Genomic DNA, 16,179 nt, shown 5'->3' on the forward strand with positions numbered 1-16,179 from the left:
ACCACCGTGGGGATGTTGCCCCACAGGTTGGTCTGCCCCTCTGCCGCCCAAGCATCGGCCAGTTCGGCCATGGTCGAGCTCGGGGTAATGGGGTAGATGGCACACACTTCGCTCAGCTGGTACGCCACCCGGGCCGCGGCTTCGTTGCCGTCAACCATGATCAGTTCATGTTTCATTGGGACTCCTCCGGTTGGCGCAGCTCGATAGCGTGACAAGGGCACTGGTCATGACAAGCACCGCAGCCGGTGCAGCGCTCGGCATCTACCTGATACCCCAGACCAGGCCCCAGCTTGGCGATGGCCTGCTCGGGGCAGCTGCCGTAACAGCCGTCACACTCGAAGCAGTTGCCACAGGAGTAGCAGCGCGCCGCCTCGTAACGGGCGGCCACCTCATCCAGCCCGCCGATGATCTCGCCAAAGTCGTCCCGCGCCGAGGGCGGTTTGACCGGCTGGCTGCTGGCCGGGGCATGGGTCTGGAACCAGAGTTGCAACTGCTCCGGCCCCACCAGCGGGTAGGAGAGCGGTTTGTGATAGTGGCGACCGCGCAGCCAGGCATCCATGTGGCGCGCCGCCTTCTTGCCGTGGCCGGTAGCGATGGTAACGGTGCGCTCGGAGGGCACCATGTCGCCGCCTGCAAAGAGGCCGGGCACATCCGTCATCAGGTTTTCGCCAACCTGCACCACCCCCTCCTTGTTGACCCGCACGCCGGGAATGCTCTCCAGCACCGAGAGGTCGACTTCCTGACCGAGCGCCAGGATCAGGGAGTCCGCCTCCAGCGTTTCAAACTTGCCGGTGGGCACCGGCTTGCCCTGCTCGTCGAGGGTCATCACTTCCACTTCGATGCTGGTGTTGTCGAGCTGGCGGATGGTGCGCAACCAGTTGATCTTGATCCCCTCCTCTTCGGCCTCGTCGGCTTCAAAGGCGTGAGCCGGCATATGATCCCGGTCACGGCGGTAGATGATCATCGCCTCTTCCACGCCGAGGCGGCGGGCGGTGCGAGCCGCATCCATGGCGGTGTTACCGCCGCCGTAGATGGCCACCCGCCGTCCCAGTTTGGGGGGCGGCAAGCCCTGCTCTTCGGCCAGACTGGCCTGTTCGAGGAAGCTCACCGCATCGAGGATCTTGCCCGCTTCCCGGGCCGGAATATCGACCCGCTTGGCCAGATGGGCGCCGATAGCCATAAAGACGGCGTCAAAGCCCCCCTCGTCGCGCTCGCGCAGCACATCCTCCACCTTGTGGTTGAGGGTCAGCGTCACTCCGGCCGCCACGATACGGGCTACCTCCCGATCCAGCACATCGCGAGGCAGACGGTAAGCGGGAATACCGAAGCGCAGCATACCGCCCGCCAGTGGCCCCGCTTCGCGGATCTCCACCTGATGGCCGAGCCGGTTGAGGTGCCAGGCGCAGGAGAGGCCGGAGGGCCCGGCGCCGATCACCAGTACCTTCTTGCCGCTGGCAGGGGCAGGCGGTGCAGGCTGCCAACCTTTGGCCAGCGCCTCGTCGCCGAGGAAGCGTTCGATGGCGTGAATGGAGACGGCGTCATCCACCTGTCCACGGTTGCAGGCACTCTCGCAGGGGTGATAGCAGACCCGGCCATGAATGGCGGGCAAGGGGTTCTCTTCGATCAGGGTCTGCCAGGCCGCTTCAAAGCGACCGGCCTGCGCCAAAGAGAGCCAGGCCTGGATGTTTTCTCCGGCCGGGCAGGCGTGATTGCAGGGTGGCAGGGCCGGCCGCCAGACGGGTAGCCGGGTACGCACCGGGCCTGTTCCCGTTTTCAGGGAGAGATCCGGCAATGGGGTCATGTCCAGTTGTTTGCTCATACATTGCTTTCTTCTTTTTGTGTGACAGGCCCCACCCGATGGCGCTTGATACCGTTTAGCCGAGGCGGACGGTGGCCGGATGAGGAAGAAGCGAAAGCGTTAGAAACTGGGAACTGAGTCGATAATGGCGGCTTTTTTGTACTGATTAGCGAATCAGGATCAAAAAATGTTGCATTTAATGGGTGGTTTTAAACAGAACGTGACCAAGATAACATCTTTCCCGCTTGACTCCACTCCTTACCTCGCCAAGGTTGCGGCCGAGCGGGCAAAAACCGGATAGCCCGGTTGCCCCTCTGCGATTTTTTGCAAAAAAAACTGCATCTATCGAACCCGCATCTCTGCGCCCCGCAAAGAGATTGCCCCTCGCGGGCGGAACCGTTATGTTCCCCTTTTTCCAGGCGAAAGCGCCGCGTCACAAGGATACGAAGATGCCAAGGCTAGACAGCATTCACCTCTACCCCATCAAATCGACCGCGGGCATGCCCCAGTCCCGTGCCCGGGTCACCCAGGAGGGGCTCGCAGGGGATCGCCGCTACATGGTGGTCAAGCCTGATGGCACCTTCATCACCGCCCGTACCCACCCCCAGTTGCAGCAGGTGGTTGCAACTCCAGTTGCAGGTGGCCTGCAACTGAACTATCCGGGGTTCGAGCCGCTCGCCTTGCAAGAGTCCGACTTCAGCCGTGCCCCGCAAGCGACAGGGGTCTGGGGCGACCGCTTCAGCGCCCTGCATACAACCCTCATTGCCGACAGCTGGCTGAGCCGGGTGGCTGACGAACCGGTAGTGCTGCTTTGGCTTGGCGCAGAGTCCGACCGCTTTCGCGAGAAGACCGGCACCCGGGTCAGCTTTGCCGACGGTTATCCGCTGCTGCTGATAAGTCAGGCCTCGCTGGATGATCTCAATCTGCGCTCCGATGCGCTGCACCAGATGAGCCAGTTTCGCACCAATCTGGTGGCAAGCGGAACCCGCCCCTTCGAGGAGGACAGCTGGGTGCGCATCCGTATCGGCGAGGTTGAGTTTCAGGTCGCCAAGCCCTGCAGTCGCTGCATCATGACCACGGTGGAAGCGGGCACCGATCGCTTCAATGCCCTCAAAGAGCCGCTGGCGACCCTTACCCGTTACCGCCGCGGCGAGGATGGCGAGGTCTACTTCGGCCAGAACCTGATCGCCCTGAACGAGGGGTGGATTGAAGCGGGTAGCGAGATCGAGGTACTGGAGCGCAAGCGCCCAGCCCCCTATCCTGACGGCGCACCGAAAAAGCGCGAGCTTATCTGCGTGGCCCGCGAACCTCTGGCACGAGATCTGGAGACCTTCTGGTTCGAGGCGGCCGATGGCGAACCGCTGCCCGACTATCTGCCTGGCCAGCATCTGCCCATCAGCCTCGATATCAAAAACGAGCGGGTTCAGCGCCGCTATACCCTGAGCTCCACACCGGATCGGCCGGAGCGCTACAGCATCAGCGTCAAGAAGGTGGGGGGTGGTCGCATCTCCCACTGGCTGCACCAGCAGATGCAGGTGGGCAACACCCTGCTGGCCGCCACGCCAGCTGGCGAGTTTCACCTTGGTGCCGAGCGCTCGCTTCTGCTGCTCTCGGCAGGCTCCGGCGTCACCCCCATGCTGGCGATGGCCCGAACTCTGGCCCTGCGCGGGGAGCTCGGCGATGTCCACTTTATGCACCTGTGCCGCAGCGAGGCGGATATTCCCACTGCCAGCGAGCTGCACGCCATGGCGCAGCAGGGGATGACCCTCACCATTATCCTGAGCCAGCCGGACAGTCACTGGCAGGGACAGAAAGGGCGGCTCGGCGATGAGCATCTCGCACTGGTCAAAGGGTTGGCCGGACGGGAGGTGTTTATCTGCGGCCCTCACGGCTTTATGGCCGACGCGGCGGCAAAAGTGGCAGCGCGCGGCGTACCAACCGCACGCATCAGGCAGGAGAGCTTTGGCGGCGCCATTCTCTCGGTGTCCCGCGCTCATCAGGCAGTGCAACTGCGCATCGGCGAGCGGGAGTTTGCTGGCAACAATCAGGGCACCATCCTCGATCAGGCCAGCAAGCAGGGGGTGGAGCTACCCTGGAGCTGCCGCGCCGGCATCTGCGGCAGCTGCAAGCAGACGCTGGTCTCGGGCGAGGTGGATCATCCCGACGCTCCCGCCATCAATGCCGCCGAGCGGGCCGAGGGCAAGATCCTCACCTGCTGCGCCGTGCCGCTGACCGACCTCGTCATCAAATAAGGTGATCGAGCCGCGATAACACGCGGACAATAAAAAACGGCTGCCGAGGCAGCCGTTTTGCTTGGTAGCAACTGGCGAGATTAACCGCGCAGGGCGGCGATACGCTGCTCGATGGGCGGGTGGCTCATGAACAGCTCGCTCATGGAGCGCTTGCCGTTGATGCCAAAGGCCATCATGGAGCCTTCCAGCTGCGGCTCGGCACCGCGGGAGAGGCGCTCAAGGGCGGCGATCATCTTGTCACGACCGGCCAGCTTGGCGGCACCGGCATCGGCGCGGAACTCACGCTGACGGCTGAACCACATGACGATGATGGAGGCAAGCACGCCAAACACCATCTCCAGCACGAACACGGTGATCATGTAGGCAAAACCGCCGGTGCTGCTGCTCTCTTCATCGTTGTTGGAGCTGAAGAAGTTGCTGATGACCCCAGCCACGATGCGGGCGAAGAACATCACGAAGGTGTTCACCACCCCCTGGATCAGGGTCAGGGTCACCATGTCGCCGTTGGCCACGTGGCTCACCTCATGGGCCAGCACCGCTTCGGCCTCGTCGCGGCTCATGCTGTAGAGCAGGCCGGAGGAGACGGCCACCAGCGAGTCATCGCGGCGGGCACCGGTAGCAAACGCGTTCATCTCGGGAGAATCGTAGATCCCCACTTCCGGCATCTGGATCCCGGCTTCACGGGCCTGACGGGCCACAGTGCTCACCAGCCAGTGCTCGGTCTCGTTGCGGGGCTGCTCGATCACCTGGACGCCATAGCTACGCTTGGCCATCCACTTGGACATCAGCAAGGAGATAAAGGAACCGCCAAAACCGAACACGGCACAGAAGACCAACAGGCCGGAAATACTGGACTTGTTGATACCCAGAACCGAGAACAGGATATTGAGTACCACCCCCAGCACCAGCATGACGGCCAGGTTGGTCACCAGGAATAGTATTATTCGCTTCATATTGACTCCTTGTGAGAATAACGGACATGGCCGGGGTTCATTGAACCTCCCTATCACCATGTTATGGATGGCATTTTAGGGAGATTCGATGAATGTTCGCTGAATATGCCGTCACAGTAGCGGCGAGATATCGAGGCGGCCCTGCAAGTTAGCTTCAAACGGATTGTTTATAAAGGGAATTTCCCCCAAAAATGGAGCCGGCAGCAAGCCCCTGAGGGTGTCCAGATTTTCCTGATAGTGGCTCATCGAGCTGTGCAGCCGATTAATAACCCAGCCTGCGACCGGCAGTTGATCGTTGCGGATGGCGGCAAAGGTGAGCAGCGCATGGTTGAGGCAGCCAAGCTTGGCTCCCACCACCAGAATCACCGCCATGTTCTCCTGCTTCACCCAGTCCGACAGCAGGTGCTTGCGATCCAGCGGCAGATACCAGCCCCCCGCCCCTTCGACAATGGCAAGCTCGGCTCCCGCCTGCTCAATCTTGCGCAGCCCCTCGCTCAGCCCCTGCAGGCTGATGGGCTGGCGCGCCTCGCTGGCCGCGATGTGCGGTGCAATCGGCGGCTCGTAGGCATAGGGGTTGACCGTCTCGTAGGGTAACTGAACGCTCGCAGCCTCCTGCAACAGGACGGCATCGAGGTTACGCAGCCCCTCGGGCGTGCGGGCACATCCGGCAGAGACCGGCTTGTAACCGGCGCAGCGGATCCCCTGTGCGCTGAATTCCCGCAGCAGGGTGCGCGCCACCAGCGTCTTGCCTGCGTCCGTATCGGTGCCGGTGATAAAGAATGACTTCATAATGCTCTCTCCTTGGCAGGAGAGGGCCCAAAGCCCCCTCCCCCTCATACTCTGGCTGGTTCAGCAAGGTTTGCCGAGCCGGCCCAGACAGACCCGGTAACTGGCCACCAGCTGGCCATCGGGCTGACGAAATGCTTCATATGCCTGAGCAAGCCGCTGCAATCTGGCGCGTCCGCTTAGTCCGGCCGGTGCACTGCGGGCACACTCATCATTGATCTGATTTGCCCCGATCCCCTTGAGATCGCGCAACAACTGGGGCAATTCAAGATAGGCAAGATCCCAGTTTCTGCACTCAAGCCCCGGGGCAATGGCTCCCGCCGATAACAACGCCTGCTCCAATTGTGGCAGGCCAAGGAAGCGGTTGACATGGGCACGGCCATCTACTTGCTGCCAGGCTGCGCGCAGTTGCCAGAGCGAGTCGTCCAGCAGGGTGGTAAAGAAGATCTGGCCGCTGGGTTTGACCACCCGCAGCAGCTCGGCGAAGGCCTGCGCCGGTCGCTCGCACCACTGCAGCGCCAGGCTGGAAAAGACCCAGTCGAACGAGTTATCCGCAAAGGGCAACTGCTCGGCATCGCCGCACACCAGCCGAGCGCCGCTGCCGCGCAGGGCCGCCTGCTCCAGCATGCCGGAGGCGAGATCCAGCCCGGTCAGCCCGGCGCAGCGCGTGGCAAGATGAGGCAGGAAGAAGCCGGTGCCGCAGCCCAGATCGAGCCCGCAGCCCCGACGCTCCTCACGTACACCAGCCGCGCTCATCAGCTCAAGCAGCGCCAGCCCCACCGCCTGCTGAAAGCGGGCATGGGCGTCGTAGTGTCGAGCCGCCGCCCCGAAACGACGGGCAAGCTGGGCCTTGTCGACCGTTTGAAAACGCTCAGCCATGGCAAGCCTCCTCAACCGTTGTCGCAGCAGGGCTGGCACCCAAGGCATCGAGCAGGCGATCCACATCCTGTTCACTGTGGGCGGCACTCAGAGTAATGCGCAGCCGCGCCGTACCGACCGGCACGGTGGGCGGGCGGATGGCGCCAGCCCAGACACCGCGATCCCGCAGTCGCTCGGCCAGTTGCAGGGCAGCACTGCTCTCTCCCACCAGCAGCGGCTGGATGGGGGTATCGCTGGCCCCCAGCTGCCAGCCCAATGCCTGTGCCCCTTGCCGGAAGCGAGCGATCAGCTGACCAAGATGAGCACGGGCATCATCGGCGGCGCGCACCAGTTCGATGCTCTTGCTGACCGCGCAAGCCTGCGCGGCGGGCATATGGGTGCTGTAGACATAGTGGCGGGCGAAGTTGACCAGATACTCCACCAGCTCGCGACTGCCGCCAACAAAAGCGCCAGCCACACCGAGCGCCTTGCCAAAAGTGCCCATCTGGATGTGTACTCTGGCCGGGTTAATCCCCTGCGCCGCCAGAGTGCCGCGCCCCCCGGGCCCAAGCACGCCGAGGCCATGGGCATCGTCAATCATCAGCCAGTTGCCGCTCCGGGCTGCCAATGTCGCAAGTTCAGTCCAGGGAGCCTGATCCCCGTCCATGCTGAACACCCCTTCCGAAACAATCAGTCCGCGATTGGGCTCAAGCTGCCGCTCAAGGGCCGCCATATCGTTATGGCCAAAGCGCTTCATCTTGCAGGGGAGCTGACTGCCCATCTCCTGCAGGGAGGCGTGGTTGAGTTTGTCCTGCCACAGCAGGTGTTCCTTGCCGAGCAGCGCTTTAAGCACCGCCTGATTGGCCGAAAAGCCGCAGTTGAAGAGCAGCACCGCCTCCACCCCCAGCCACTCGGCCAGGGTTTCCTCAAGCTCTTGGTGGGCACGGCTGTAACCGGTCACCAGCGGCGAGGCGCCGGAGCCCGCGCCATAGCGCTCAATCCCCGCTTTGAAGGCGGCCTTGATGGCGGGATGATCCGCCAGCCCCAGATAGTCGTTGGCGGAAAAGTTGAGGTAGTCGCGCCCCGCTACCCTGAGCCGCCCGCCACTCGCCCCGTCGGTCGCGATGCGGCTGCGCAGCAGACCCGCCAGCTCGCGCTCGGCCAGCGCAGCGCCCAAACCAAAGGGGCCCGTTACTACAGGGCAGTTCATGACTGCGCGGCTCCGGCTCGGGGGCGGGTGGCGTCATAAAAGAGATCGCTTGGTTCGCTCTGGCGGCTCACCTCGGCCAGCAACTCCTCTTCTTGTACCTGATCCGGCTTCTGGGCGCGCTGGGCGGGACGAATGCCGAGCCGCTTGAACAGCTGCATATCGCTGTTTTCGTCCGGGTTGGGGGTGGTCAGCAGTTTGCAGCCATAGAAGATGGAGTTGGCGCCCGCCATAAAGCACATCGCCTGCATCTGCTCGTTCATCTTCTCCCGCCCGGCGGAGAGGCGCACGTGGGAGGTCGGCATCATGATCCGCGCCACGGCGATGGTGCGGATAAACTCGAACGGATCGAGGTTCTCCTGATTTTCCAGCGGCGTCCCCTTCACCTTGACCAGCATGTTGATGGGCACACTCTCCGGGTGACGCGGCAGGTTGGCCAGCGCCATCAACAGGCCCGCCCGATCTTTCGCCTGCTCACCCATGCCGACGATGCCACCGGAGCAGACCTTCATGCCGGCGCTGCGTACATGTTCCAGCGTATCGAGCCGATCCTGATAGGTGCGGGTGGAGATGATCTCGCCGTAAAACTCCGGCGAGGTGTCAAGGTTGTGGTTGTAGTAGTCAAGGCCAGCGGCGCCCAGGCGCACCGCCTGATCGGCGGTGAGCATCCCGAGCGTCATGCAGGTCTCCATACCGAGCCCGCGTACCTCCTCAATCATCCGGATGATGTAGGGCATGTCCTTCTCTTTGGGGTTGCGCCAGGCGGCCCCCATGCAGAACCGGGACGAGCCGTTGGCCTTGGCTTCGCGGGCCCGCTCCAGCACCTTCTCCACCTCCATCAGCCGCTCGGCTTCAAGGCCTGTGTGATAACGGGCACTCTGGGGGCAATATTTGCAATCCTCCGGGCAGGCGCCGGTCTTGATGGAGAGCAAGGTGCTCACCTGCACTTCGTTCGGGTCAAAGTGGGCGCGGTGGACGGTCTGGGCCTGAAACAGCAGATCGTTGAATGGCAGGGCAAACAGGGCCTGAACCTCGGCGAGCGTCCAGTCATGACGAAGGGCGTGACCGCCCGTAGTGAGAGCATTCATACATGGCTTCCGGTTGTTATTGGTGGGATCCTGCGCCCGCCATCCTTGCAAAAGGTCTTTGCAAGAGAGTGAGCGCAAAACCCGCTGCCGGGCTCGTGCGAATCGAGATCTGCGCAGAGCCAAGTGGCTGAAATTGTTGGCTAGTGTAGAGAGCGCGCGTAGACTGTCAACACCGACCAGATCAAACCAATTGACAACAGAACAACAAATGACCAACCAAGAATTCGACCTGCACCATGTGTGGCACCCCTACACCTCTCTCACTCACCCCCTGCCCTGCTATGAAGTGGCCAGCGCCAAGGGGGTGAAGATCACCCTCAGCGATGGCCGTGAACTGGTGGATGGCATGAGCTCATGGTGGGCTTGCGTGCACGGCTATCAGGTGCAGGAACTGGACGCTGCTGCCACCGCCCAGCTCGGCAAGATGTCCCACGTGATGTTTGGCGGCCTCACCCACGCTCCGGCGGTCGAGCTCTGCCGCAAGCTGGTGGAGATTACCCCGAAGGGGCTGGATCGGGTGTTTCTGGCCGATTCCGGCTCGGTGGCTGTGGAAGTAGCGCTCAAGATGGCGCAGCAGTACTGGCATGCCAAGGGGACGCCCAAGGCCAAATTTGTCGCCCTGCGCAGCGGCTATCATGGCGACACCTTCGGCGCCATGAGCGTCTGCGATCCGGACGGCGGCATGCATGAGCTCTACAAAGGCTTCCTGCCCGAGCACCATTTTGTCGAAGCGCCGAGCTGTCGCTTCCACGCCGAGTGGGACGAGCAGTGCGTGGTGGAGCTGGCCACACTCATGGCGGATCATCACGAGGAGATCGCCGCCATCGTGCTTGAGCCCATCGTGCAAGGTGCTGGCGGCATGCGCTTCTACCATCCCCGCTACCTGCAGTGGGTGCGCGCCCTGTGCGACGAGTTTGGCGTGCTGCTCATCGCCGACGAAATAGCCACCGGCTTTGGCCGCACCGGCCAACTGTTTGCCTGCGACTGGGCCGGCATCACTCCCGACATCATGTGTCTGGGCAAGGCGCTCACCGGCGGCTACCTCACTCTCTCGGCGACCCTCACTACCGAGCATGTCGCCCGCACCATCTGTGACGGCAAGGCCGGCGTCTTTATGCACGGCCCCACCTTTATGGGCAATCCGCTCGCCTGCGCGGTGGCCAACGCCTCCATCGAGTTGCTGCTCGCCTCGCCGTGGCAGGAGCGGGTGCGCGCCATCGAGCATCAGCTACGAACCGAGCTGGTGGAATTGACCCTCCACCCGGCGGTTGCTGACGTGCGGGTACTCGGCGCTATCGGGGTGGTGGAGATGAAAGAGCGGGTGGATGTGGCGCGCATCCAGCGCAAATTTGTATCGCTTGGCGCCTGGATCCGCCCCTTTGGCAAACTGATCTACCTGATGCCCCCCTTCGTCATCACCCCGGAGGAGCTGCGGATATTGACCGGCGCCATCAGTCAGGCCATCGCCGAAGGCGAGTTTTAAAACACCTCGCGGGCGGCCTCACCGGCCGCCCGTTCGTTGCATCACCATTTGATATATAAAGAGAGCAAGTTTATTCACCTCACTCCCCATTCACTTGCCGGAATGTGAGCAAAACACCAGACCTGAGGCGCCAAGAGGGGTAGACTGCTGCGGTTTTACCATCAAGAAAGATTGCTCATGCGCCTCTCCATTGCTGCCAAAATCAACTTTTTCCTGCTCTTCATCTTCTCCATGGTACTGGTCTTCTCCGCCGCCTATCAGGCGGTGCGCGAGCGCGATCTCATCCTGAGCCTCATCAAGGAGCAGAGTCAGGAGCAGACCGAAGCCTACTTCGACGGCCTCAACATGCTGATGCTGACCGGCAAGATGGATGCCCGCGATACCCTGCGCGCCAAGTTTCTCGAGCACGCTCATGTAGAGGATGCCCGCATCGTCCGTGGCGACGCGGTGAGCAAACAGTTCGGGCCGGGGCGCCCCGCTGAACAGGGCAAGGATGACTATGACCAGCTGGCGCTGGCGGGCAAAGGGAGCCTGGAGGTGGTGCACAACGGCATGCACAGCCGGCTGGTGGTGACACGTCCGCTGCTGGCCAAGAAGGATTTTCGCGGCACCGACTGCACCAGCTGTCATCTGGTGCCGGAGAATACCGTGCTCGGCGCCGTCCGTTTTGATTACTCCCTCGACTCCCTCTTTACCCGGGTCGAGCAGAATATCCTCACCTCGGCGCTGATCCTCACCGGCATCTTCGGGCTGGGGCTGCTGCTGACCCTCTGGGTCATCCGCACCTGGATCGTCCGCCCCCTCAACCAGCTGACCCGCTCGATGGAAGAAGCCACCGATATGCATGACTTCGGCCACCGGCTGGAGGGTGACGATGGCGACGAGATTGGCCGGCTGGCGCTGGCCTACAACCAGATGCTCGACAGCGTGGAGCGTCAGCTTGGCAAGCGTCCCGCTTGCAGCAAACGGGATCATGAACAGACCCGCAATACGGGCCAACCAGAAGACTAGAGATAGTAGAAGAGCAGGCTGGCGATAAGGATAAGCAGGAGGATCGCCAGATGGACGTGACGGGCGTCCTCCCGGCGGCGATGGCGCTTGCGGCCAACAAATAGCGCCACCAGGGTCAGCAAGCAGCAACCCCAAAGCCCGTGCAGCAGCCAGGGGGTAAAAAACGGATCCCATCCGGCCCGCACGCTGGCGCCGCCATAGACCAGAAAACCGTAAGCTCGCTCGGGACGGGCGTGGTGATAGAGGGAGAGCAGCACGATAAAGCCGCCCCAGCAGAGCAGTACCAGCCCCTGCAACAGCCGTGTCAGCCAATCGGGCCCCTGCCGCCGATCTTTCACTCGCCTCTCCTGCCCCGCGACCCCATATCGGGTGAACCATGCCGAAAACCCCACCAGAGTCCGACATTTTTGCTTGTTTATCAAACCCGCGCGGGTAAGATTAACGGCTTAGTCTGCCATGATGGGCCAATGATTGCCCGGGCCAGACCCATAGCGCTGCAAAGAACAAGCTGGAGACAATATTTCGATGACGCACGCATCCGTAGTTGATGTGCTGACCGGTAAACATGCGGTTGGCACCACCCTGACTGTACGAGGGTGGATCCGGACTCGCCGTGATTCCAAGGCGGGGATCTCATTTTTGGCCATTTCCGATGGCTCCTGTTTCCATCCGGTACAGGCCGTCGTCCCCAATACCCTGGCCAATTACGAGAATGAAGTGCAGCGTCTGACCACAGCTTGCTCCGTGGAAGTAACTGGCGTCGTGACCGAATCTCAGGGCAGCGGCCAGGCGTTCGAACTGCAGGCCACCGAAGTCAAGGTTGTCGGCTGGGTCGAAGACCCGGACACCTACCCGATGGCCGCCAAGCGCCACAGCATCGAGTACCTGCGTGAACAGGCTCACCTGCGCCCGCGCACCAACATCGTTGGCGCCGTGACCCGGGTTCGTCACTGCCTGGCTCAGGCCATCCACCGCTTCTTCCACGAAGAGGGTTTTGTCTGGGTAGCGACCCCGCTCATCACCGCCTCTGACACCGAAGGTGCCGGCGAGATGTTCCGCGTCTCTACCCTGGACATGGAAAACCTGCCGCGCACCGACGCCGGCAAGGTGGACTACAACGAAGATTTCTTCGGCAAAGAGGCCTTCCTGACCGTATCCGGCCAGCTGAACGCCGAAACCTATGCCTGTGCCCTCTCCAAGGTCTATACCTTTGGCCCGACCTTCCGCGCCGAAAACTCCAACACCAGCCGTCACCTGGCCGAGTTCTGGATGGTGGAGCCGGAAGTGGCTTTCAACAATCTGGAAGATAACGCCGCGCTGGCGGAAGCCATGCTGAAGTACGTCTTCAACGCCGTACTGACCGAGCGTCGCGACGATCTGGAGTTCTTTGCCCAACACGTGGACAAGGATGCCATCGGCCGTCTGGAGCGTTTCGTCGCCTCCGACTTCGCCCAGATCGACTACACCGATGCCATCGAAGTGCTGCAGAACTGCGGCAAGAAGTTCGAGTTCCCGGTCTCCTGGGGTATCGACCTCTCCTCCGAGCACGAGCGCTATCTGGCCGAGGAGCACTTCAAGTCTCCGGTAGTCGTGAAGAACTACCCGAAAGATATCAAGGCCTTCTACATGCGCCTCAACGACGACGGCAAGACCGTTGCCGCGATGGACGTACTGGCTCCGGGGATCGGCGAGATCATCGGTGGCTCCCAGCGTGAAGAGCGTCTGGACGTACTGGATGCCCGCCTGGCCGAGATGGGCCTGAAGCAGGAAGATTACTGGTGGTATCGCGACCTGCGTCGCTACGGCACCGTGCCGCACTCCGGTTTCGGTCTGGGCTTCGAGCGTCTGGTGGTCTACGTAACCGGTATGGGCAACGTCCGCGACGTGATCCCCTTCCCGCGTACCCCGCGTACCGCCGAATTCTGATAACGACAACCTGTCGCACAGATCTGAAAAGCCGACCTTCGGGTCGGCTTTTTTATTGCCCGCTTTATGGCGATACTCAGGATCAATCGGCACAAGGGATCTGTAGCCCATGGGATATCGTCTGCTTCTGTTACTGTTACTGCTCTCTCCCCTGCGGCTAATGGCCGAGACCGTCCGTCTGACCACGCTGGAGTGGCCCCCGTTTACCACCCAAAGCCTGCCCGATGGCGGCCTCACCGGTCATATCGTCAAGCGCGTCTTTGCCGAGGCGGGGCTGGAGGTGGAGTTCGATTTTTTCTCCTGGCAGCGGACGGTGTGGCTCGCCTCCGATCCGGCCCACGGCTATATCGGCTACTTCCCCGAGTATCTGGCCGACAACCAGAGCGACAAGTGGCGCATCTCAGCCAGCGTGGGGGACAGCGTGCTGGGGCTGGCGCAGAAGGCGGGCAAGCCCATCCCCTGGCAACGGCTTGAAGATCTGGTGCCCTACCGGATCGGCGTGGTGGCGGGCTACGTCAACACCCGCGAATTTGACGCCATGATGGCGAGCCAGCAGCTCCACACCTTTGCCGTGGATGGTGATCACCTCAACCTGCGCAAGCTGCAGCGCGATCGGCTCGACCTCGCCGTCATCGACCGGGATGTCTTCTATTGGCTGATCCACCACGATGACAAGCTACATCCCGAGCAGTTGCAGTTCAATCCGAAGATCCTCGAGCACAAGAGCCTGCACATCATGTTCCGCCCCGATCAACAGGCATTGCAGCAGCGGGTGGACAAGGCACTGGCCAGACTCGATATCCAGAAACTGAGCGAGGAGTACCAGCGCCGCTATCTGGCCGATAAATAAAGACTCTTTCGGAATGAGCGGCAAAAGGCCGCCACTGCCGAAAAAAACATCCGAAGCGCCCCCTTTTTACCCCTCTTCTCCTCCTGCCAACCATCCGCAACCCGTTTTCATTTGTCTCCCTTCATCCATGCTTTTGCACCATCCCATCGGGCAAGATGCCCCTGCTTAAGGGATGGCAACCGGATGAAAAAATGATGGATTTGTTATTAGGTGGTTTTTAAGTGGTTTAATCAAAAATTCATCGAGTTATTGAAGTAACTCAATTTTTTCACTTTTGCAGGGGAGCAAAATAATAACTAACCCTTTTGGGCTAATTAAAAACAGACAATGACAATTCATGGTTCAGGCTACCCGCGGCAACATGGGTTGAATCACACGAGGTAATGGAATGATCTTGATGGAATTTTTGGTGGTACTCGGCTGCTTGCTGCTCGGTACCCGCTTTGGTGGCATGGGGCTCGGTCTCATCAGTGGTATCGGTCTCTTCCTGCTGACCTTCGTCTTCGGTCTGGTACCGGGCGAACCGCCGGTGCAGGTAATGCTGACCATTCTGGCGGTGATCGGTTGTGCCGCCACCCTGCAGACCGCTGGCGGTCTCAACCTGATGATGCAGGTAGCCGAGCGTCTGCTTCGCCGTCACCCGCAATACATCACTATCCTGGCACCGCTCACCACCTGGACCCTCACCTTCCTGTGCGGTACCGGCCACGTGGTCTACACCATGTTCCCCATCATCGCCGACATCGCGCTGCAGAAGAATATCCGTCCCGAGCGCCCGATGGCCGTGGCATCCGTTGCCTCCCAGATGGCGATCTGCGCCTCGCCGGTATCGGTTGCCGTGGTCTCCATGGTCTCCATTCTGGCGGCTGGCCACGGTATCGGTCAGGCCTATGGTCTGCTCGACATCCTGATGGTCGCCATCCCCTCCTCCCTGACCGGCGTTATCGTGGCAGCACTGTGGAGCCTGCGCCGCGGCAAGGATCTGGACAAGGACGAGGAGTTCCAGGCCAAGATCCAGGATCCGGAGCAGCGCGCCTTCATCTACGGTGGTGGCGAGACCCTGCTCAACACCAAGTTCCCGAAAGAGGCCTACTGGTCTACCTGGATCTTCTTCGCCGCCATCGCTGCCGTGGTACTGCTGGGTGCCGATGAAGCGCTGCGCCCCGTCTTCACCATCAAGGACAAAACCGGCCCGCTCTCCATGAACCTGGTGATCCAGATGATGATGCTGATCGCCGGTGCCATCATCCTGATGCGCTGCAAGGTCAAGCCGGGCGAGATCGCCAACGGCGCCGTCTTCAAGGCGGGCATGGTCGCCATCTTCTCCGTATTCGGGGTTGCCTGGATGAGCGAAACCTTCTTCCAGGCCCACATGCCGCTGCTCAAAGAGACCCTGGCCCACGTGGTACAGGCCCAGCCCTGGACCTACGCGCTGGTGCTGTTCCTCATCTCCAAGCTGGTGAACAGCCAGGCCGCCGCCCTCACCGCCATCGCCCCCATGGGTCTGGCACTGGGTGTGGAGCCGAAACTGCTGATCGCCTTCCTGCCGGCGAGCTACGGCTACTTCGTGCTGCCGACCTACCCGAGCGACCTGGCCTGTATCGGTTTCGACCGCTCCGGCACCACCCGCATCGGCAAGTTCATCATCAACCACAGCTTCATCATTCCGGGGCTGATCGGGGTGGTGACCTCCTGCTCGCTGGGCTTTATCCTGACCAGCATCCTGCTCTGACCGGAGATCGCTGATCAATCACTGCCACAGGCCCCCGCACGGGGGCCTGTGCTTTTGTGGCGCACACCATCCGGCTTTGCAACTGCCCGCACTCTGGGTAGCATGACCCCTCTTTTCTTTGCGGAATCTCCCCCATGTCTCGCGTCATCGTGCTCTGGAGCGGCGGCAAGGATGCCATGCAGGCCCTCTGCCATGCCCGCGAAGCGGGCCATCAGGTGGTGGCACTGGCTACCTT

General features: G+C 61.7%; 14 protein-coding genes. 6 read left to right on the forward strand and 8 right to left on the reverse strand.

Annotated elements, in window-relative coordinates; all coding sequences use genetic code 11:
* Both AACS24_RS01585 and AACS24_RS01590 read right to left on the reverse strand, forming a co-directional pair.
* Nucleotides 1–176: hypothetical protein (locus AACS24_RS01585; protein WP_258223051.1), on the reverse strand; the 176-nt coding region annotated here is incomplete at its 3' end.
* A complete protein-coding gene (locus tag AACS24_RS01590; RefSeq protein ID WP_108572142.1) occupies nt 173–1,819 on the reverse strand; it encodes an NAD(P)-binding protein in 1,647 nt (548 codons plus the stop codon). The genes AACS24_RS01585 and AACS24_RS01590, both read right to left, overlap by 4 nt.
* 428 nt (nt 1,820–2,247) lie before the next feature.
* Here AACS24_RS01590 and AACS24_RS01595 point away from each other — a divergent pair, with 428 nt between their 5' ends.
* On the forward strand, nt 2,248–4,050 hold the full coding sequence (locus AACS24_RS01595) for an MOSC N-terminal beta barrel domain-containing protein (RefSeq protein ID WP_108572143.1): 1,803 nt from the start codon (nt 2,248–2,250) through the stop codon (nt 4,048–4,050).
* An 80-nt stretch (nt 4,051–4,130) separates the two neighbouring features.
* Here AACS24_RS01595 and htpX read toward each other — a convergent pair whose 3' ends face one another.
* The 5 genes from htpX to bioB all read right to left on the reverse strand — a co-directional run bounded on the left by htpX (nt 4,131) and on the right by bioB (nt 8,942).
* Complete coding sequence (htpX, locus tag AACS24_RS01600) at nt 4,131–5,003, reverse strand: protease HtpX (RefSeq protein WP_041208392.1); 873 nt, start codon at nt 5,001–5,003, stop codon at nt 4,131–4,133.
* 111 nt (nt 5,004–5,114) lie between these two features.
* Nucleotides 5,115–5,795, reverse strand: coding sequence for a dethiobiotin synthase (gene bioD, locus AACS24_RS01605; RefSeq protein WP_108572152.1), 681 nt, complete (start codon nt 5,793–5,795; stop codon nt 5,115–5,117).
* Between the two features lie 57 nt (nt 5,796–5,852).
* Nucleotides 5,853–6,668 carry a malonyl-ACP O-methyltransferase BioC gene (gene bioC / locus AACS24_RS01610; protein WP_108572144.1) on the reverse strand — a complete coding sequence of 272 codons (816 nt, stop codon included), beginning with the start codon at nt 6,666–6,668 and terminating at the stop codon, nt 5,853–5,855.
* Nucleotides 6,661–7,857, reverse strand: a complete 1,197-nt coding sequence (gene bioF, locus AACS24_RS01615; protein ID WP_108572145.1) for an 8-amino-7-oxononanoate synthase — start codon at nt 7,855–7,857, stop codon at nt 6,661–6,663. The genes bioC and bioF overlap by 8 nt, the downstream gene beginning before the upstream one ends.
* The gene (gene bioB / locus AACS24_RS01620; protein ID WP_108572146.1) at nt 7,854–8,942 is read right to left on the reverse strand and encodes a biotin synthase BioB; all 1,089 of its coding nucleotides are present in this window, start codon (nt 8,940–8,942) and stop codon (nt 7,854–7,856) included. Before bioB ends, bioF begins: the two co-directional genes overlap by 4 nt.
* 208 nt (nt 8,943–9,150) lie before the next feature.
* Between bioB and bioA the strand changes: the two genes are divergently transcribed.
* Together bioA and AACS24_RS01630 are read left to right on the forward strand one after the other, a co-directional pair.
* Entirely contained in the window at nt 9,151–10,425 is a 1,275-nt protein-coding gene (gene bioA, locus AACS24_RS01625) for an adenosylmethionine--8-amino-7-oxononanoate transaminase (protein ID WP_108572147.1), read from the forward strand.
* A gap of 177 nt (nt 10,426–10,602) precedes the next feature.
* A complete protein-coding gene (locus AACS24_RS01630; protein WP_108572148.1) occupies nt 10,603–11,436 on the forward strand; it encodes a HAMP domain-containing protein in 834 nt (277 codons plus the stop codon).
* Here AACS24_RS01630 and AACS24_RS01635 read toward each other — a convergent pair.
* Nucleotides 11,433–11,774: a hypothetical protein gene (locus tag AACS24_RS01635; RefSeq protein WP_108572149.1), complete on the reverse strand. Its 342-nt coding sequence runs from the start codon at nt 11,772–11,774 to the stop codon at nt 11,433–11,435. The two genes, AACS24_RS01630 and AACS24_RS01635, sit on opposite strands and share 4 nt — an antisense overlap.
* A 187-nt stretch (nt 11,775–11,961) precedes the next feature.
* Here AACS24_RS01635 and asnS point away from each other — a divergent pair, with 187 nt between their 5' ends.
* The 3 genes from asnS (at nt 11,962) to AACS24_RS01650 (ending at nt 15,944) form a co-directional block, all read left to right on the forward strand.
* Nucleotides 11,962–13,362 (forward strand): asparagine--tRNA ligase, encoded by a 1,401-nt coding sequence (asnS, locus tag AACS24_RS01640; RefSeq protein ID WP_108572150.1) that lies wholly within the window; start codon nt 11,962–11,964, stop codon nt 13,360–13,362.
* A 109-nt stretch (nt 13,363–13,471) separates the two neighbouring features.
* Entirely contained in the window at nt 13,472–14,212 is a 741-nt protein-coding gene (locus AACS24_RS01645; RefSeq protein ID WP_108572151.1) for a substrate-binding periplasmic protein, read from the forward strand.
* 388 nt (nt 14,213–14,600) lie between these two features.
* Nucleotides 14,601–15,944 carry an anaerobic C4-dicarboxylate transporter gene (locus AACS24_RS01650; protein ID WP_041208381.1) on the forward strand — a complete coding sequence of 448 codons (1,344 nt, stop codon included), beginning with the start codon at nt 14,601–14,603 and terminating at the stop codon, nt 15,942–15,944.
* Nucleotides 15,945–16,179 lie beyond the last annotated feature (235 nt).

This window comes from Aeromonas sp. HMWF016 (assembly GCF_963878195.1).
In the GTDB taxonomy this organism is placed as follows: Bacteria; Pseudomonadota; Gammaproteobacteria; order Enterobacterales; family Aeromonadaceae; genus Aeromonas; species Aeromonas lacus.